The organism is Nocardiopsis sp. FIRDI 009 (genome assembly GCF_003386285.1).
In the GTDB taxonomy this organism is placed as follows: Bacteria; Actinomycetota; Actinomycetes; order Streptosporangiales; family Streptosporangiaceae; genus Nocardiopsis.
Genome location: NZ_QPNC01000037.1, coordinates 1 through 18624, shown reverse-complemented (window position 1 = coordinate 18624; position 18624 = coordinate 1). Strand labels below are relative to the sequence as shown.

Below are 18624 nucleotides of genomic sequence, written 5' to 3'. Positions count from 1 at the left end.
CCACGATGACCTGCCGTTATGTCCAGTTTAACGGGAACTTTCGCGCCGGGGTGGGGACGGTGTCCCCTCGATGGACACGCCGCGCGGGTGGGGACGGGTCCCGTCCCCACCCGCGCGGCGATCGGTCAGCCCTCGGCCCGCTCCACGACGGCCGCCCACTCGTCCAGCAGGCGGTGCGCGGTGTCGGGGTCGGGACCTTCGGCCCAAAGATGGGTCGCGGCCTCGGCGGTGTCGGGCAGGACGAGCGCCCAACTACCGTCGGCCTCCAGGACCCGCACCCCGTCGGTGGTGTCCAGCTCCCGGTCCCCGGCGGCCTCCACCACGGCCCGCATGACGCTGCCCTTGACCGCCCAGGGGGTGGGCACCGAACGGCGGAGCAGGTGCGCCTGCGGGATGGCGCGGTCGATCTGGCCCACGGAGCGCCGGGTGCGCGCCACCAGGCCCAGCAGCCGCACGAAGGCGGCGATGCCGTCGCTGGTGGGGCTGAACTCGGGGATGACGAACCCGCCCCGGCCGTCCCCGGCGAAGACGATGTCCTCCTCCCCCGCCCGGACGGCCTTGGTCAGCTCGTCGGTGGCCGTGGCCGTCCACCGCACCGAGACCCCGTGCGCGCCGGCCACCCGCTCGGCCACCCTGGTGGTGGTGACCGGCAGCGCCACCGTGCCGCCGCCGCGCTCGGCGGCGACCAGGTCCAGCACGACCAGCAGCGCCCGCCCGCCGTCGACCAGCTCGCCGTTCTCGTCCACGACGGCCAGTCGCTCGGCCACCGGGTCGAACCGGACGCCGAAGTCGGCCCCGGAACTGGCCACGAGTTCGCCCAGCCGCTCCAGGTCGCGCATCCGCTTGGCCGCTGTGTCGGTCGGGGACGCCTCGTCCAGCCGGTTGTTCACCGTGAGCACGTCCACCCCGATCCGCCCCAGCAGGGACGGCAGGATGAGCGAGCCCGTCCCGCCCGCGCAGTCGACCACGACCTTGAGTTCGGCCTCGGCCACACCGCTGGTGTCCACCGCGCGCAGCAGGTCGTGCGAGTAGTTCTCCACCCCGCGCGAGGGGAAGGTCAGCTCCCCGATCTCCCCGGGGAAGGCCCGCCGGTACTCCGCCCGGGAGAAGACCCGGTCCAGCTTGCGCTGGGAGGCGGGCGACAGGTCGGCGCCCTGCCCGTCGAGGAAGAGGATGTCCACCGACTCCGGGTCCCCCGGGCTCGTGCGCAGGTGGATGCCGCCGCTGACCCCGCTCTGGGAGGTGTGGAAGCGCGCCACCGGCAGCGGCACGACCTCCAGGTCGCGCACGTCGATCGCGGCCGCCGTCAGCGCGCTGATCACCGCCCGCTTGAGGGTGCGCGCCGCCCGTGAGACGTCGCGGGAGGTGGTGACGATCGCGCCCTTCTTCAGGGTGGTCGCGTAGGCGTTGGCCAACCGCACCGCCAGTTCGGGGGTGATCTCGACGTTGATCAGGCCGGACACCCCGCGCGGACCGAACAGCGAGCGCTGCCCGCGCGACTCCCACACGACGTTGGTGCTGACCACCGCACCGGCCTCGATGGTCTTGAACGGGTAGACCTTGACGTCGTTGTGCACGTAGGCCTCGGACTCGATGACGCAGTCCTCGCCCACGACCGCGCCCTCCTCGATCCGGGCGGCGGCCATGACGTCGGTGTTCTTCCCGATCACCGTGCCGCGCAGGTTGGCGCCGCGCCCGACGAACACGTTGTCGTGCAGGACCGTGCGGTGGCAGAAGGCGTCGGCGCGCACCACGGCGTTGCTGCCCACCACGGTGTACTCGCGCAGCTCCGCCCCGGACTCGACCTTGGCGTAGTCGCCGATGTACAGCGGACCCTTGAGCACGGCGTTCGGGTCGACCTGCGCGCCCTCGCCGACCCACACGCCCGGCGACACCTCGAAGCCGTCGATGTCCACGTCGACGCGGCCGGAGAGCACGTCGGCCTGGGCGCTGAGGTAGCTCTCGTGGGTGCCGACGTCCTCCCAGTAGCCGTCGGCGACGTAGCCGTAGAGGGGCTCGCCCTCCTTGAGCAGCTCGGGGAAGACGTCGCCGGACCAGTCCACGACCTCGCCCTCGGCGACGCGGTCGAGGACCTCCGGCTCCATGATGTAGATGCCGGTGTTGACGGTGTCGGAGAAGACCTGGCCCCACGTGGGCTTCTCCAGGAACCGCTGGATGCGGCCCTGCTCGTCCACGATGATGATCCCGAACTCCAGCGGGTTGGGGACCCGTTTGAGGGCGATGGTGACCTTGGCGCCGCGCTCCTTGTGGAAGCGCACCATGTCGGTGAGGTCGATATCGGTGAGCGCGTCGCCGGAGATGACGATGAACGGTTCGCCGCGCAGGTACTCCTCGGCGTTCTTGACGCTGCCCGCGGTTCCGAGGGGAACCTCCTCGGCGACGTAGTGGAGCTTCATGCCCAGCTCCTCACCGTCCCCGAAGTGGTTGCGGATGAGGGTGGCCAGGAACTGGACGGTCACCACCGTCTCGGTGAAGCCGTGTTTGCGCAGCAGCCGGAGGACGTGCTCCATGATGGGCTTGTTGACCACCGGCAGGAGGGGTTTGGGCTGGTTGGCCGTCATGGGGCGCAGACGGGTGCCCTCGCCGCCCGCCATCACGACGGCCTTCATCGGGGGTGTGGCCGGGGTGTCGGCGGCGTCGCCGCTGCGGTCGGGGCCGCTGTGGGCGCTGGTGTCGGTCATCGCCGGGACCTCCGTACAGCGGTGCCGTCGAAGGTCGCGACGCGGGGGTGGGAGCGCGCGTCGTCGCACGCGGTGGGACATGTTCTCATGGCGGAGATGACACTCCCTCTCGATCCGACAGGATTCGCGGTGAGCCGTTCCGCCGGTCTGCCCGGGTCGGGGTCGGAACCGGGTCCGGTTCCGAATTCGTGGTGCGTCCGTTCGTCCTCGGATTCCGCCCCGGGGTCCTCCGTCAGCGGTCGCCTGGTCGGTTGGATCGGGTCGATCCGTGCTGCGGCCGCGCTGGGTCGCTGTCCTCGGTGCCCGTCCGGCCACCGGTGTGATCAGCGCGTTCGTCGCGGCGGGTCTGGGCGATCAGGCGCAGCCCCTGTACGGCATAAAGCAGTCCGGCCCACCAATAGAGAGCAGTTCCCCACAGAGCGAACGCCCAACCTATAATCCGCGCCACATCTGAGACGATCGACGTGTGTCCCGCGATGAACAGCAGCGGGAACGCGTACAACAGGCACAACGTTGCGGCCTTGCCCGCGAAGTTCACCGGCAGGGGGCCGTAGCCGAAATGCCGCAGCAGCGGCAGCGCTCCGAGGATGAGGACGTCGCGCAGCACCAGGATGCCCATCAGCCACCACGGGATGATGCCCCGGACGACGAGGCCGAGCAGCGCGGCGAAGATGTAGAGCCGGTCGGCGAGCGGGTCGAGCACCGTCCCCAGCCGCGAGGTCTGGTTCCAGGCGCGGGCGATCTTGCCGTCCAGCCAGTCGCTGAGCCCGGCGAAGGCGAGCACCAGCAGGGCCCACCAGTCGGCGCGCGGACCCAGCACCAGCCACAGGAAGACCGGAACACCCACCAGTCGGAGCATGCTCAACAGGTTCGGGATCGTCCAGATCCGGTCACTGACCACCGGTCTGGCCACGTCGCCCCCCGCCTCGCCTCTGCCGTCTTCCCCGGATCGCCCCATAGCGCCAACGATAGCGGGCGGTGGGGCCCTTTCCCGCCATCACGGCAGCCACCTGGTGTGACGTGCCTTGCGGGGGTCGTCCGCGGCCGGTGGCGGGCCGATCGCGGCCGTGCCCGGGCTGCTCACCGGGCCGGGACGGCGCCCAGGAACGGCACGAGCCGACGCAGCCGCCGCGGTCCGGTCGGTTCGGTGTCCTGGAGGGGCACCCGCACCACGCCCAGGTGCGCGAACCTCTCCTGGGTCAGCGCGAGGGCCTCCGCTCCGTCGGGTCCGGCCGCGCCGTCCGGCGGGATCTGGTTGACGATGACGGGGGTGAGCCGGAACCCGGCCTCGGAGAGCCGGTCGACGGCGCGTTCGGTCTCGGCGAGCACCATGCGGCGGGGCAGGGTGACCAGGGTGACGACGGCGTCCTCGCGCAGTCGGGCGGCGGCCCGTTCCAGCCGGTGGCGTCGGGCGTGCAGCCGCTCCAGCAAGGGGTCGTCGGCCTCATGTCCGCCGCCGACGACGTCGGCCAGCGCCTCGGCCCGGCGGGCGCGCTCGCGCTGGCGGGTCAGGCCCGCCACCCAGGGGGTCAGCAGCGTGGGCAGGTGGAGCAGGCGCAGCAGGTGCCCGGTCGGGGCGCTGTCCACGACCAGGTGGTCCCAGCGCCGGCCGACCTCCTCCATACGATCGACGAGCAGGTCGGCCAGGGCGGACTCGGCCATGCCGGGGCTGGCGCCCGCCTGCTCCAGGTGGCGGTGCACGGCGGGCATGACCTCGCGGGGGACGGCGCGGCGCGCGTCCTCGGCGACCCGGGCGATCCGGCGGCGCACGGCGGCGTCGGCGTCGGGCTCGGCCGCCCACAGGCCGGGCGCGACCGGCGCGGGCTCGTCGGACAGCGGTCTGTCCAGGGCGTCGCCCAGGGAGTGGGCGGGGTCGGTGGACAGCACCAGGACGCAGCGGCCCGCGTCGGCCAGGGCCAGGGCGTGCGCGGCGGCCAGGGTGGTCTTGCCGACGCCGCCCTTGCCGCCGACGAAGGTGATCGGCGCGGCGGGAGGGGGCGGGGCCGAGGGGTCGGGGGGTGGGGTGGTCAACAGCAGCCTCCGGGGGCGCCGAAGTCCTCGCGGCCCAGGCGCTGGTGCCACTCGTGCAGGTCGGCGACCATGTACGGGATCAGGTCGAGGGTCTCGTAGGCGACGGGGTTGTCCACACCCAGGGTCTCCAGCATGAGCAGGGCCCGCAAGGTGTCCTGCTGGGTGCGGGCCTCGCGCTGGCGGGCGTGCCCCCACCGAGCCTCGAACACCGCCTGGTGGAAGGTCTCGAAGCGGCGCCAGGAGGAGACGGCGCGCCGCCAGGCCCGACCCAGGGGGCCGGGCCCGGCGGCGGTGGTGGGGCCGGTGCTCACGCGGGGGCGTCCGACCGGTGGTCAGTCATCGCCGTCGGTCCCCTCGGCGGAGGTCTCGGGCACCTTCCGCGCGTCCTCCCGCGCAGCGGTGGCATCGGCGGGGCCGGTCCGGCGGGACAGGAAGGCGCGGCGCAGGGCCGCGGCGGCCTCGGCGGTCATCCACAGGGCCAGGCCGAAGATGGCCAGGTCCAGCGGGGCGAGCACGAACCGCTGGAGGGGGTCGTCGGAGCCGACGAAGGTGAGCAGCTGGATGACGAGCGCCCAGGAGGTCATCACCACGAGGAAGACCAGCGGGACGAGGATGACGATCGGGTTGCGGCCGCGCTTGGTCACCCAGACCGCGATGACCGCCAGTGCCAGGCCCGCGGTCAGCTGGTTGGTGGTGCCGAACAGCTGCCAGAGGGTGCCCAGGGCGAAGTTGCCGGGCACCAGGGCCAGGGACAGGGCCAGGCCGACCGTGATCAGCGTGGCGACGGTGGTGCTGCGGGACAGGAAGGCGAACGCCCGGTGGGCCGCGCCGCCCTCGTTCGTCCGGTCCGCCACGATGGTGCTGATCTCCTGGATGGTGTAGCGCTGCAGGCGCACGGCGGTGTCCAGGGAGGTGGCGGCGAAGCTGATCACCACGACGCTGGCGAAGATCAGGCCCATGCTCTCGGGGACCCCGACGTTGGCGGCGAACCCGGCCACGCCCTGGACGAACCGGCCGCCCGCCCCCGTCCCGGCGGTCTCCCAGTCCACGTACAGCTGGGTCCAGGTGGTGTCCTGGTTGGTGGACAGGACCATGATCCCGGCGGTGCAGGCCAGGATCGAGCAGACCGCGAGGGTGCCCTCGCCCAGGGAGCTGAGGTAGCCGACGTAGCGGGCGTCGGTCTCCTTGTCCAGCTGCTTGGCCGTGGTGCCGGAGGCGACCAGGCTGTGGAAGCCGGACACGGCACCGCACGCGATCGTGATGAACAGCAGCGGGAAGATCGCCGGGGAGCCGTCGGGCACGTCGCGGAAGGCGGGCGCCTCGATCCTGTCCATCCCGACGACCACGCCGAGCATGATGATGGCCAGCGCCAGCATCATCTGGTGCTGGTTGATGTAGTCGCGCGGCTGGAGCAGCATCCACACGGGCAGGCGCGAGGCGAAGAAGGTGTAGGTGAACAGCAGGACCATCCACACCAGCGACGCGTCGACCCCCAGGGCTCCGGCCACCGGGTCGACGGTGATCGGCACCATCTGGCCGAGCGGGATGCAGGCGTAGACGACCACGAGCGCGATGACCGACGGCAGGAGCGCGGCCGTACGTCGGCGGTAGACCACCTGGCCGACGCCGATCGCCAGCGGGACGGTGACCAGCACCGGCAGGACCGCTTCGGGGGTGGCGATGAACAGACCGGCGATGACCACGGCGAACACGGCGTTGACCATGGTCACCAGGAAGAAGATGATCAGCAGGAACAGGACGCGTGCCCGCGCGCTGATCACGTCGCTGGCGAGCGTGCCGATACCGCGGCCCTTGTGCCGCACCGACACGACGATCGACCCGAAGTCGTGCGCGCCGGAGGCGAAGATCGTGCCCAGCACGACCCACAGCAGCGCCGGCCCCCACCCCCAGAACACGGCGATGGCCGGGCCGACGATGGGCGCGGCCCCGGCCACGGAGATGAAGTGGTGGGCGAAGACGATGTGCTTGTTGGTGGGGAGGTAGTCCACCCCGTCCCGGTAGGTGTGGGCCGGTGTCACGAAGGCGGGGTCCAGCTGGTAGACCCGCTTGGCCAGGTAGACGGAGTAGAAGCGGTAGCCGAGCGCGAACAGCGCCAGGGCCCCGAGGAGGACGGCTACGGCAGGCATGGGGGGTTCCTTGGGTGTCGGCACCCCGGTGTGGCTGACCCGTGGGTGCTGGGGATGGGGGATGTGGGTACAGTCCCGAGAAGTTAACATGAGGGCCACGTCACGGAAAAGGTTCGAAGTGAACGATTGGGACACGGCGTGGCGGCGTTCCCCCGCTGGTGAGATGTGCTGGCTGTCCGACGACGGGCCCGTCGGGGTCCCGGTCGTTCCGCTGCTGGCGGACCACCCCTGCGTGGCGCTGCCCCTGGCCTACCTGCCCCTCGTCGACTCCCTGGTCAACCGGGCGGCGTTCTGCCTGACCACGGCAGCCGGTCCCGGTGAGCCGACGCTGGTCGCCACCGGCCGGATCCGGGTCCGCCTGGACCTGGACGGGTCGGAGTTCGGCGGGGACCTGGTCGAGCAGGAGGTGCGCAAGCATCCGCCGACCCGGCTGCGTGCGGGCAGCCTCATGGCGCGCCGGGAGAACTGGTGGTGGATGTCGCGGGCCGTGGTGAGCCTGGTCGACGTCGACCGTGTCCGCCGCGTCCCCGCCCGCACCCGGGCGAGCGACGCGCTGCTGGTCCGGGAGGTCGACGCGGACGTGAGCGTGGACGTGGTCACCGCGCCGGACTGGTCGGGCGGAGCGGGCGACAGGGTGGAACTGTGGCCGCGCGACGGCCGGAACCTGGACGGGGACGGCGGGGCCGCGTTCGTCTTCGGCCACCAGGCCAGCCCGGACTACGAGCGGTGGGACCGGTGGAGCAGGACCGGCTCCCTGCGCGGGCAGACCCTGGAGATCGCCGAGGCCGAGGGCGGCCCGGACCCCGCGCCCCAGCCGTTCGGCCTGTTCGAGCGGTTGCGCAACCACCGCCGGGTGGAGCGCGCCTGCCGGGCCGGGATCACCGCCGCCGAACGTCGGCTGGTGCGCTGAGGGACGCCCGAACAGGGCGGGTGGAACCGCGCCGCAGGCGTCGTCGGGGGTGGTGGGTGAGGGCGGGCCGAAGCCCGGTGAAGGCCCAAGGAGGGCTCCGTCCCTACTCCACGCCGAGGACGCGGTCGGCCTCGCGCAGTCCGGACAGCAGCGCGCCGTGCACGGTCGCGGTGTGCTCGATCTCCGTGGCCTCCCCCGCGAAGAACAACCGGCCGTCCACCGGTTCGGCGAGGGCCTCGCGGTCCTCGTCCCCCGACCCGACGGCCGTGTAGGAGAAGGCGCCCCGGGCGAACGGGTCCTGCATCCAGTGCGTGAGGTAGTGGTCGACGGGGTCGGGGGCCTTGCGGAACAGGGAGCGCAGCGACGCCATCGCGTGCTCGACCACGTCCCCCTCCTCCATCCGGGCCAGGAAGCGCGCGGCGTTGCCCCCGTTGCGGCAGACCAGGACGGGGACGCCCCGGATGCGCTGGCCCGCGTACCAGTGGAACCAGGTCCCCTCCTCCGTCCCCAGGTGCACGATGACCTCGGCGTCGCCCCAGAACACGTCGTCGAACAACAGGAACAGCTTCTCCAGACGGCCGTTGCCCAGGCGCTCGATCGCGTCCTTCTTGGCGCCGGGCAGGCCGGGTGAGAACTCCACCTGTCCCGCCTTGAGCACGCCCAGCGGCAGGGTGATCAGGACGCGGTCCGCGGTCAGGGTCTCCTCCCCCTCCGGGGTCTCGACGCGGACCGAGGCGCCCTCGTCGTCGTGGGAGATCCCCAGGACCACGTGCTCCAGGCGCACGTCCAGCCCCCGGGCCAGGTGGTCGGTAAGCTGGCTCATCCCGTCGGGGAAGACGACGTCGTCGCCGCTGAACTCGTGCAGCGCGGCCACGGCGCTGAAGGCGACCTCCGAGGCGTCGGCCCCGTGGTCGGCCTCGATGATCCGGTGGACGATCTCGCTCGCGTCCCTGGCCCGCGCCCGGACCAGGTTGGCGTCGTAGAGGGCCTGCTGGATGCCCTCCTCCATCGACTCGCTGGGGTCGGCGCCGACGTTGGCCCAGTACATGTGTTCGTGGAGGAGGTTGACGTCCTCCATGTTGCGGCGGTGGCGGTCGAAGAGGAGCCTGCGGCCCTTGGGGTCGTAGGCGGTCTCGGTGGAGCGGTTGAACACGGCCGTGCGGGCACCGACCTCGCGGACCAGCGCGGCGAGCGGGTTGTTCTCCTCGCCGCGCATCCAGGAGGCGCCCGCGTCGATGGTGAAGCCCTCCCAGGTCCGGATCGAGTGGACGCGCCCGCCGGTCCGGTCGCGGGCCTCGACGACGGTGATCCGCTCCCCCGCGTCCGCGAGCCGGTTGGCGGCGGCCAGACCGGCCATCCCGGCGCCCACCACGATGGTGTGCCCCCTGCCGGGCCCGGCCTCGCGGCCGCGCGGTTCGGCCTCGCGCGCCGCCCCCTCCTCGGCGGCCGGGGCCTGGGTGGTCTCCTCGCTGACGTCTGCCGGGTCAGCCATCGTGCGTCCTCTCGCCGGTACCAGCCAACGATCGTGACTCTATGTGCACAAACGGACACACCAGTGGCCGACACCCCGACGTGCCCTCGCACACACCCACCTCCCCCGACTGCGACACACGATCATCGAGTGATCACTTTCTGTTAGATTCATGAGTCCCTCGACCACCGAACCCAAGGAACGACCGTGCGTGCGCTCGTGCTCCCCGTCACCCTGGCCCTGTCCGCGACGCTCCTCGCCGCTCCCGCCAGAGCGGGTGTCGGGGGCGGGCTCGGGGACCTGGTGGAGCTGTCCGCCGAGCGGGTCACCGTCGCCGAGGCGGTCGCCGCCGCCAAGTGGCACACGGGCGCCGAGATCGACGATCCGGCGCGTGAGGAGCAGATCCTGGCCGCGGTGGCGGAGCAGGCCCGCCGCGCCAGGTTGGACCCGCACGTGGCGACCGCGGTGATGCGCGACCAGATCGAGGCCAACAAGTTCGTGCAGCGCGGGCTGATCGCCCAGTGGCGTCGCGACCCCGGCCGGGCCCCGCTCCAGGAACCCGACCTGTCCGAGCTGCGGCCGGTGCTCGACCGCATCACCGCCGAGCTCGTGGCGGAGCTCAAGGCCACCGAGGAGCTGCGGGCCAGGCCGGGCTGCTTCGACACGCTGGCCCGGGACACCCACCGCGTCGCCGCCGGATACGGGTTCGACCCGCTGCACACGACCGGGCTGGTCCGCGCGCTGCCCTCGGTCTGCGACTGAGTCGGTACGCGGACCGGCCGCTCAGTCCCCCTCCCGGCCCAACAGGACGCCGTCCCGGGCCACCACGTTCCCGCCGTGCACGACCGCCCACCGGCGCGGCACGTCCACGACCACCTGCGGGACGCACTCGCCCTCGACCAGGAGGAAGTCCGCGGCGGACCCCGGGGTGAGGTCGGCGCGCGCCAGGCCCAGCAGGTCGGCGCCGCCGTGGGCGCAGGTGAGGTAGGCGTCGGTGAGTTCGTCGTCCAAGCGGGCGCGCAGGGAGCGGGCGAGCAGGTGGGCGCGGTGGAGCATGTCGGCGTCGCCGAAGGGGCTCCAGGCGTCGCGGACGCCGTCCGAGCCGACGCCCACGACGGCGCCCCGCTCGCGCAGCGCCCCGGTGGGCAGGACGCTCGCGGGGCTGGGTGCGACGGTGGTCAGCCCGATCCCGGCCTCCGCCAGGTCCTCGGCCAGGCGGCGCAGGTCGTCGCCGCTCAGTTCGGGGACGCGGAAGGCGTGGCTGACGGTCACCCGGCCGCGCATGTCCAGCGCGCGGGTGCGGTCGATGATGGCGCGCAGGGCCGCGTGGCCGGGCTCGCCCCGGTCGTGCAGGTGGAGGTCGACGCCCACCCCGTGGCGCTCGGCGATCCCGAAGACGAGGTCGAGCTGGCCGTCCAGGTCGCCGTCGAAGGTGCCCGGGTCGATGCCGCCGACCAGGTCGGCCAGTCCGGAGCGGGCCGCCTCCGCCAGGAGGTCGGCGGTGCCCGGCGCCCGCAGGACGCCGTGTTGGGGGAAGGCGACGGTCTGCACCCGGGTGGCGTGCGCCAGGTTGGCCGCCGCACTCCGGACTCCTTCGAGCCCGGCCAGGCCGTAGGCGGGGGCGACGTCGGCGTGGGCGCGCATGGCGCGGGTGCCGAGGGCGGCGGCGTGCGCCATGAGGCGTTCGGCGCGGACCCCGACGGGGGTGGGCAGGGTGCGGAAGAGTTCGGCGTCCTGCTCGCCGAGGTCGGCGATGCCGCGCGCCGCGCGCCGCGAGACCCAGGGTTCGCCCCAGGTGGTCTTGTCGGGGTGGATGTGCGCGTCCACCAGGCCGGGCAGGGCCAGGCGGCCGCCGCAGTCCACCACGGTCCCGGCCCCAGCCGTTCCGGCGTCGGCCACGGAGGTGACCACCCCGCCGGAGACCACGAGGTCGACGGGTTCGCCTCCCATCGGCCTGACGTCGCGGAACACCTTCGTTTCGACCTGCTGGGGCATGGCGGGCCTCTCCACTCCGGGGGTTCGTGTCACGGTCGGATGACCGGATGACACGGCAGCATGGCACGGTGTGCCGGTCCGGCGCCACCCCCGCCTGTGGCCGGGGATCACCGAAGAGGTGCTCCCCGTGGGGGAGAGGCACGCCCGCGCCCTCGTGCGGACACCATGGAACGACACGGAGGACGACTGTGTCTGGTACTGCTGCCATCACCCCGTGACGGCACGGGAGTTCCTCCACACCCTGGTCAACGCGATGAGGCCCAGGGCCGCACGGGAGCTACGCGCCCGCCTCAGACACCTCGACGACCTTCACGGGCTTCCGTGACCGCATGACGGAGCCCCGGGAGCACGGCGTTCCCGGGGTTCGACGCGATCTGCGGTCAGGAGGGGTTCGCCGTGCCCTTGAGGGAGGAGACGAAGGTGCTCCACTCCCCCGAGGCGAATGCCAGGTGCCCCAGCTCAGGCCGCTTCGAGTCGCGCACGAGCGAACGGGACTCGACGTCCGCCACCTCGACGCACTCCTTGCCAGCGCCGCTGTAGGTACTCGTGCGCCAGTGCACCTGCGTAGGCTGGGCAGCCATCTATTCAGTCTCCTTCAGCACACCACGGATGAACGCGACACTGGCGTCAACGCTCAGTGCCGCGTCAGTCGTCTTCGAGGCTGCCAGCCTATACCGCGCCACGTCTTCCGCGTCTTCGACGTAGACATCACCGAAGAGGCCCTCCTGGTAGGCGACAGGCGCGTCTTCGGCATCTGGGAACTCGAAGAGCGTGAACTGACCTGATTGGGCCATGTACACCCCTGCGTCCAAGGGGATCACATGAATCGTCACGTTCGGTCGCTCGGCCAGCTCAAGAAGCCTCCGCAACTGCTCACAGTGCACATCGCGATCCCCCACTCTCCTCCGAAGGACGCTCTCGTCAAGGACCGCAACGACCTCCGGGGGCTCCTGCCGCGCCAGCACACCCTGTCGCTCTATCCGTACTGCCACCTGGCGATCCACTTCGGCGGCCTCCCCTTGAGGATCGAGCGCGCTGATGACGGCACGTGCGTAGTCCGCCGTCTGGAGGAGCCCAGGCAGGAGGTTGGGGGCATAGACACTGATCTTCGCGGCGTCGTTCTCCATCACGAAGAAGCTCTCACCCTGGTAGAGGTCGCGGTAGGCCAGCCACCAACCACGCTTCCAGGCGTCCTTGCCCAGTTGGAAGAGCGACTCACGCTCCGGAGAGCGCACCCCGTAGAGCTCCAGCAGCTCGTCCAGGTCATCAAGGATCAGGCGGCTCTCGCCACGCTCGATCCGGTACAGCTTCGTCTTGTGCCATCCGAGCTGCCCGGCGACCTCCTCAGGACTCATCCGCCGCTCGTCGCGAAGACGCCGCAGCTCGCGCAGCAGGCGCTTCCCCCGGACGGACAGGCTGAGCCGCGTCCTCATAGTCACTCCACTCATGGCGTCGTTCGGTGTACGTCGGCCCATCTTGCCAGCCTCCAGCCTCATCATCTGAACTAAAAATGCGACGAACTATTAAAGATCTCTTGCACTTACCCCTTGTAGTGTTGATGATAGAGACCAAGAGCACAGCTCAGGGGTGGCTTCCTGAAGTTCCTGATGCCCGTGCGCAACAAAACGGCCCTGGTCGGGTGCGGACACACCAGACCAGGGCCTGAGCCCTCGAACCTGATAGGGACAGGTGAGGACCTGTGAACGAGCGTAGCGCTCCCGTACACAAACCCCCGAATCACCCCGAGATGAGGCGCTTCCTGGGCCGCTTCCCCAGCGCGCTGACCTCGGTCAGGGACGCCCGGGACTGGCTCGGGCAGCGGTTGGACCTGGCTCGGGTGCCCGAATCCCCCCGGCACGACGCCCTGCTGATCCTGAGCGAGATCGCCACGAACGCCCTGCTGCACGACCCCGCCGGGCGAGGCGGCGGAGCCTTCTTCGTCTCCGTCTTCATGTACGCGAACTGTCTGCGCGTCGCCGTCCGCGCGACCGGTGGACCCGCCGTCCCCCGCCTGGAGGTCGTACCCGCCGACCCGTACGCCGAGCACGGCCGCGGCCTGTTCCTGGTCAACAGCCTCGCGGACACGTGGGGTGTCGAACGCACCGGCTGCGGCCCCGCCGTCTACTTCACCCTCGAATGGGAGCCACCACAGCGGTCCCCGCTCCGCCAGCGGTCCGAGCCCCTCCCCCGATCCGGTGCCGTGCGGCGTGAAGCGTGCGGGTGGTGAGCATGACCGGGTACAGCCTCCACCCCAGCCGTGAGGTACAGCGGCTGCGCGCCGAGTTCCCCGAGCACCTGATCTGTGAGCTCCACGACGAGCGAGGACGCCCGGTGTTCACCGCCACCCGCGCCCGTCCTTGCTGTCCCCGCTCCCCCGATCTGGTCACCGCCGCCACCCCGGTTGCCCTGCGCGAGGCCCTGGGGCGCCCGTCGGCCGGTGCCCGGTGATCGCCGTGGAGCGGACCCGACCGACGAGCGCTTTCCCTCGCTGGTCGAGTCCGATCACCCGACCCGAACCCGAACCCCGTCTGTCGGCGGCTGACCTGCGCCGCCGGGGCTGGACGGTCTGGTTCGGACGGCACACCCGACAGTATTGGGCGGCGCACACCGGCCGTATGTGCCTGGTCTGCGCCGACACCCCCGAGGAACTCATCCGCGCGGTCACACGAACCCTCTGAAATCTTCCGCATCGAGGCGAGACACCATGCCAAAGAACACCGGCCCCAGCACGGTGCCCGAGGTCAACCGCCATCTGCGCGGACACGACCTCATCCCTCCACCCGAGGAGCGCGCCCTCATCCCCGGCGATCTCGGGCAGGACGACCTGCCCCTGGAGGAGGCCATCGTGCACCTGCACTACTTCTCACCGTCGGCCGACTGGTGGGTGACCGAACTCTGGGAGGACAGGCACACCCCTGGTCGCTGGTGGGCCTTCGGGTTCGCCTGGCTCCGCTGCGACCCCGAAGGCGGTGAATGGGGGCGTATCGATCTGACCCGGCTCGAAGCGCTGCGGCTGTCACGCGCCGGGACTCCTCCGCACGTCGTCGAACGCGACCTCGCGTGGAAGCCCACGCCCGCCCGCGAGTGCCTGCCCGGGCTCGTGTAGTCCTCCACGGGCCAGGGGTGCCGCAGACCGCGGGGGGCTGCGGCACCCCTCCTCTCATGTGTGCTTCTCAGAGGGCGTCTTGCTTGTTTTAGCCCCGGATCATCCCGATCGAAGGATCCGGGACCACCGCGACACCGTCCCACGACCGGTGATCTACTGGTAATCCACCGGGTATGGCCTCCCGACGCCCCCACCGCACCGACCTGTCCGACGAACGCTGGGCGCTCATCGAACCGACACTCACCGCCTGGCGTGAGGCCCGACGCGGCCTGGGCATCAAGAAACCCACCCACGACCTGCGCGAGATCGTCAACGCCATCGGCTACGTCAACCGCACCGGCATCGCCTGGGAGTACCTGCCCCACGACTTCCCGCCCCACAAGACCGTCTACGGCTACTTCTCCGCCTGGCAGGCCGACGGCACCACCGAACGCATCCACGACCTGCTACGCCGACGCACCCGCCACGCGAGCGGGCGCAAGGACGAGCCCACCGCGGCGATCATCGACGCCCAGACCGTGCCCACCTCCTCCAACGTCGCCGAGTCCGAGCAGGGCTATGACGCGGGCAAGCGCGTCAAAGGCCGCAAGCGCCACATCGCCACCGACACCCCGGGGCTGCTGCTGGCCGTGATCGTCATCGCCGCCCACGCCTGGGTGGACAGCGGCTACAAGACCCGGTTCGCCGAGCACGCCGCACGGGCCGGGATCACCATCGAGGCCGTGGCCAGGGAGCCCGGCCAGCGCGGCTTCCGGGTACTGCCCCGCCGGTGGGCGGTGGAGAGGACGTTCGGGTGGCTGGTGCTGCACCGCCGTCTGACCCGTGACCACGAGGCCCGTTCCGGGCACGCCCGGTCGATGGTCCACTGGGCCATGATCGACGTCATGAGCCGTCGCCTGACCGGTGGGAACACCCCGATATGGCGGGACGCTCCCACCGAACCGGGCACACCACCAGCCACATAAGCAAGACGCCCTCTGAGGTTCGAGTGCGTGTGGGCCTACCGCGCCAACGTCAGGGCGGGCGAGGACGTCAACATCCTCCCCGTGGCGGACGGCTCATCCTGGCCCGGGGGCCTCCCTCGTTTCGACTACTGGCCCTTCGACTCGCACCGGCTCGTGCGCATGAACTACGACTCCGACGTCCGGAGGCTGGCCCCCGAACTCGTGACCGATCCAGCTCAGATCGTCCAGGCCAACGCAGTCCGCGATCGATCCCTGCCCGCCGCCGTCCCTTCGGTGAGCACCAGAAGCGTTTCGACGCCGACATGCGACCCCTGTGACCGCACACGCGAAGACCCAGCGTGTCTGCGTGAACACTCGGAGAATCACTGCGAGCATCACCGGGCGAGCGTGATCGGTCCCCCGGCTCCCGCCTGGGGACGACACCTCGTCGACAGGGGCGGCCTCCGCAGCCTCGTGACCCCGGTCGTGGGGTCCATGACCGGCTCCGGACGGATCACCCCGCGAGAAAGGCAGAGCGCATGCCAGTCGGCTCCACCGCACCCGCGCACGGCGTCCACTCCGAGGTAGGACGGTTGCGCAAGGTCCTCGTGTGTTCCCCGGGTCTGGCCCATGAGCGGCTCACCCCGACCAACTCCGACGAACTTCTGTTCGACGACGTGATGTGGGTCGAGGCCGCGCAGCGCGACCACCTCGACTTCGTGGACAAGCTGACCGACCGGGGTGTGCAGGTCGTCGAGCTACACGACCTGCTGGGGCGGACCCTGGCCGTCCCCGGCGCCCGGGCCTGGCTCCTGGACCGCACGATCACCCCCAACCAGGTCGGGCTGGGGCTGGTCGAGGGCACCCGCGCCTACCTCGACCCCCTCCCGGACAGGGAGCTGGCACGCCACCTCATCGGCGGCCTGGCGGTCTCCGACCTTCCCGCCGACTTGCGCACCGACCACGCTTCGATGGCCCGGGAGGCCCGCAGCGACCGCGAATACCTGCTGCCACCGCTGCCCAACACGCTCTACACCCGAGACACCACCTGCTGGATCTACGGTGGACTGACGCTCAACCCGCTGTACTGGCCCGCCCGGCGCGGCGAGACCCTGCTCATGAAGGCGGTCTACCGGTTCCACCCGGAGCTGGCGGGCTCGGCCGTGTGGTGGGGCGATCCCGAACAGGACTGGGGGCGGGCCACCCTGGAGGGCGGCGACGTCATGCCCGTGGGAGGCGGGGCCGTCCTCGTCGGGATGAGCGAGCGCACCTCCCGCCAGGCGATCACCCAGCTCGCCAAGGCCCTGTTCGACGCCCGGGCGGCCGATCGCGTCGTCGTGGCCGCCATGCCCCGGCTCCGCGCGGCGATGCACCTGGACACCGTGTTCACCTTCGCCGACCGCGACCTGGTCACCGTGCACCCGGCGATCGTCGACGGGATCCGCGCCTTCTCCCTCCGGCCCTCCGACCGGGCTCCGGGGGTGGAGGTCACCGACGAGGGGGACGCCCGCTTCGTCGACGTGGTCGCCGACGCCATGGGTTTGCCCCGGCTGCGTGTGGTGGAGACCGCCGGCGACGTCTACGCCTCCGAACGCCAGCAGTGGGACAGCGGGAACAACGCCGTCGCGGTGGAGCCGGGCGTGGTGTTCACCTACGACCGCAACACCCTGACCAACGCCGCGCTGCGCAGGGCCGGGGTCGAGGTCGTCACCATCGTCGGCGCCGAACTCGGCCGCGGGCGCGGCGGCGGACACTGCATGACCTGCCCGCTGTCCCGCGACCCGCTGGACTGAACCCGTCCAGGACGCACCCCGCGGAACGGGCGGCCCGGTCCGGGGCGCCCGCGCACACCGGTGTCCTGGGCGGGAAACGGCACGCATACCCGGGGTTCACCACGCCGCGACGGATGGTCACAGAGGATTCACACCGTGTTGCCGGGGGGCAGCTACCGTCGCTGCGTCAGCGTTCCCCCGCAGAAAGGCACCCGGTGTCCCACCCCGCCGTCCGTCACACCCTCGCCGCGCTCGGCGCGACCCTGCTGGCCCTGACCTCCGTCGCGGTGGCGGCCCCCGTCGCCGACGCGGCCACCGCGCCCGAGCGCGTGATCCTCGTCCCGACCGCGGACCCCTCCACCTCCCAGACCGTCACCTGGCGTTCGGACGGCTCCGGCTCCCCCGTGCTGGAGATCGCGCCCGCCGCCTCCCCCGACCAGGTCACCACCGTCGACGGCGCCCAGACCGACGAGGTCGGGGGCGTCTTCCACGCCGTCACGGCCGACGGCCTGGCCCCCGACACCGACTACCGCTACCGCGTCGGCGACGGCGCCGTCTTCAGCCCCTGGCGTACCTTCACCACCGCCTCCGAAGGCGCCGACCCCTTCACGTTCCTGTACTTCGGCGACGTCCAGAACGGCATCTCCACCGGCGGAGCCGCGGTGGCGCGGGCGGCCCTGGCCGCCGAACCCGAGGCGGAGCTGGCCGTGCACGCGGGCGACCTGGTCAACGACGCCAACAGCGAGTCGGAGTGGACCGAGTGGTTCGGGGCCTTCGGTGCCGAGGCCACCGGCACGATGAACCACGTCACCACCGCGGGCAACCACGAGTACGCGCTGCTCTCGCTCAGCGACTACTGGCGGCCCCAGTTCCCAACCCCGGGCAACGGCGCCAGCTCGTGGGGCCGCCACCTGCCCGACACCACCTACTACACCGACTACCAGGGCGTGCGCTTCATCGTCCTCAACTCCAACTACCGGCAGGCCGCGCCGATCGGCAGCCGGATCTGGACGGACATCCAGCGGGGCTGGCTGGAGGACGTCCTGGCCGACAACCCCCACCCCTGGACGGTCGTCACCTTCCACCACCCGGTGTTCTCAAACAGCCCGACCCGCGACAACGGCATCCTGCGCGACGCCTGGTTGGACACGTTCGAGGAGTACGACGTCGACCTGGTCCTCCAGGGCCACGACCACTCCTACGGTCGCGGCAACGTGGCCGCCAACGGCACCGACGACCCCCGCGTGCAGACCGGTCCGGTCTACACCGTCGCGGTGACGGGCACCAAGATGTACGACATTGCCGAGGACAACTGGACCGACAACGGCGCCGAGGTGCGCGTGCAACTGGCCGACACGCCCACCTACCAGGCCGTGGAGGTGGACGGCGACACCCTGCGCTACACCGCCCGCACCCCCGACGGCACCGTCGTGGACTCCTTCACCATCGACAAGAGCGACGGCAAAGTCGTGACCGACACCCTCTAGCTTGGCGTTTAACCTCAGCTCGTGACCCGGACACCGTTCCGGTCACGGGCTTGACCGTT

The 18624-nt window shown here is 71.4% G+C and carries 18 protein-coding genes; 9 read left to right on the top strand and 9 right to left on the bottom strand.

The features are described 5' to 3' along the window. Window positions 1-125: 125 nt before the first annotated feature. From DVR05_RS24880 to DVR05_RS24860, 5 genes are all read right to left on the bottom strand, one after another. A complete protein-coding gene (locus DVR05_RS24880) occupies window positions 126-2630 on the bottom strand; it encodes a mannose-1-phosphate guanyltransferase (protein ID WP_116248368.1) in 2505 nt (834 codons plus the stop codon). 304 nt (window positions 2631-2934) lie between these two features. After that, window positions 2935-3615 (bottom strand): CDP-alcohol phosphatidyltransferase family protein, encoded by a 681-nt coding sequence (locus DVR05_RS24875; RefSeq protein ID WP_198659345.1) that lies wholly within the window; start codon window positions 3613-3615, stop codon window positions 2935-2937. 167 nt (window positions 3616-3782) lie between these two features. After that, window positions 3783-4733 carry an ArsA family ATPase gene (locus DVR05_RS24870; RefSeq protein WP_198659344.1) on the bottom strand — a complete coding sequence of 317 codons (951 nt, stop codon included), beginning with the start codon at window positions 4731-4733 and terminating at the stop codon, window positions 3783-3785. Continuing rightward, the gene (locus DVR05_RS24865; RefSeq protein ID WP_198659343.1) at window positions 4730-5044 is read right to left on the bottom strand and encodes a cory-CC-star protein; all 315 of its coding nucleotides are present in this window, start codon (window positions 5042-5044) and stop codon (window positions 4730-4732) included. Before DVR05_RS24865 ends, DVR05_RS24870 begins: the two co-directional genes overlap by 4 nt. Window positions 5045-5065: 21 nt before the next feature. Next, window positions 5066-6880: a carbon starvation protein A gene (locus DVR05_RS24860; protein ID WP_116248348.1), complete on the bottom strand. Its 1815-nt coding sequence runs from the start codon at window positions 6878-6880 to the stop codon at window positions 5066-5068. Window positions 6881-6998: 118 nt separating this feature from the next. Here DVR05_RS24860 and DVR05_RS24855 point away from each other — a divergent pair, with 118 nt between their 5' ends. Further along, the gene (locus DVR05_RS24855; RefSeq protein ID WP_369974580.1) at window positions 6999-7790 is read left to right on the top strand and encodes a hypothetical protein; all 792 of its coding nucleotides are present in this window, start codon (window positions 6999-7001) and stop codon (window positions 7788-7790) included. A 103-nt stretch (window positions 7791-7893) separates the two neighbouring features. Here the strand turns inward: DVR05_RS24855 and DVR05_RS24850 are convergent, their stop codons facing one another. Then, the gene (locus DVR05_RS24850; protein ID WP_116248346.1) at window positions 7894-9282 is read right to left on the bottom strand and encodes an NAD(P)/FAD-dependent oxidoreductase; all 1389 of its coding nucleotides are present in this window, start codon (window positions 9280-9282) and stop codon (window positions 7894-7896) included. A 186-nt stretch (window positions 9283-9468) separates the two neighbouring features. Here DVR05_RS24850 and DVR05_RS24845 point away from each other — a divergent pair, with 186 nt between their 5' ends. Continuing rightward, window positions 9469-10023: a chorismate mutase gene (locus DVR05_RS24845; RefSeq protein WP_116248345.1), complete on the top strand. Its 555-nt coding sequence runs from the start codon at window positions 9469-9471 to the stop codon at window positions 10021-10023. 21 nt (window positions 10024-10044) lie between these two features. On the opposite strand, the gene DVR05_RS24840 is transcribed toward DVR05_RS24845, so the two are convergent. The 3 genes from DVR05_RS24840 to DVR05_RS24825 all read right to left on the bottom strand — a co-directional run bounded on the left by DVR05_RS24840 (window position 10045) and on the right by DVR05_RS24825 (window position 12752). Next, window positions 10045-11256 carry an amidohydrolase gene (locus DVR05_RS24840; protein ID WP_116248344.1) on the bottom strand — a complete coding sequence of 404 codons (1212 nt, stop codon included), beginning with the start codon at window positions 11254-11256 and terminating at the stop codon, window positions 10045-10047. 380 nt (window positions 11257-11636) lie between these two features. Further along, window positions 11637-11837, bottom strand: a complete 201-nt coding sequence (locus DVR05_RS24830) for a DUF397 domain-containing protein (RefSeq protein WP_116248342.1) — start codon at window positions 11835-11837, stop codon at window positions 11637-11639. Continuing rightward, window positions 11838-12752 (bottom strand): DUF5753 domain-containing protein, encoded by a 915-nt coding sequence (locus tag DVR05_RS24825; RefSeq protein WP_157982541.1) that lies wholly within the window; start codon window positions 12750-12752, stop codon window positions 11838-11840. It abuts the gene before it with no gap. 251 nt (window positions 12753-13003) lie between these two features. Here DVR05_RS24825 and DVR05_RS24820 point away from each other — a divergent pair, with 251 nt between their 5' ends. From DVR05_RS24820 to DVR05_RS24790, 7 genes are all read left to right on the top strand, one after another. Beyond that, window positions 13004-13483, top strand: a complete 480-nt coding sequence (locus tag DVR05_RS24820) for an ATP-binding protein (RefSeq protein ID WP_116248340.1) — start codon at window positions 13004-13006, stop codon at window positions 13481-13483. Window positions 13484-13485: 2 nt separating this feature from the next. Further along, entirely contained in the window at window positions 13486-13704 is a 219-nt protein-coding gene (locus tag DVR05_RS24815; RefSeq protein WP_116248339.1) for a hypothetical protein, read from the top strand. Window positions 13705-13960: 256 nt separating this feature from the next. Then, window positions 13961-14362: a hypothetical protein gene (locus tag DVR05_RS24810; protein WP_157982540.1), complete on the top strand. Its 402-nt coding sequence runs from the start codon at window positions 13961-13963 to the stop codon at window positions 14360-14362. A 173-nt stretch (window positions 14363-14535) separates the two neighbouring features. Continuing rightward, window positions 14536-15327, top strand: a complete 792-nt coding sequence (locus DVR05_RS24805; protein ID WP_116248337.1) for an IS5 family transposase — start codon at window positions 14536-14538, stop codon at window positions 15325-15327. 27 nt (window positions 15328-15354) lie between these two features. After that, entirely contained in the window at window positions 15355-15894 is a 540-nt protein-coding gene (locus DVR05_RS28035; protein WP_369974579.1) for a DUF6879 family protein, read from the top strand. Next, window positions 15846-17099, top strand: coding sequence for an arginine deiminase (locus DVR05_RS24795; RefSeq protein ID WP_116248336.1), 1254 nt, complete (start codon window positions 15846-15848; stop codon window positions 17097-17099). The genes DVR05_RS28035 and DVR05_RS24795 overlap by 49 nt, the downstream gene beginning before the upstream one ends. A 194-nt stretch (window positions 17100-17293) precedes the next feature. Then, window positions 17294-18565 carry a metallophosphoesterase family protein gene (locus tag DVR05_RS24790; RefSeq protein ID WP_116248335.1) on the top strand — a complete coding sequence of 424 codons (1272 nt, stop codon included), beginning with the start codon at window positions 17294-17296 and terminating at the stop codon, window positions 18563-18565. Window positions 18566-18624 lie beyond the last annotated feature (59 nt).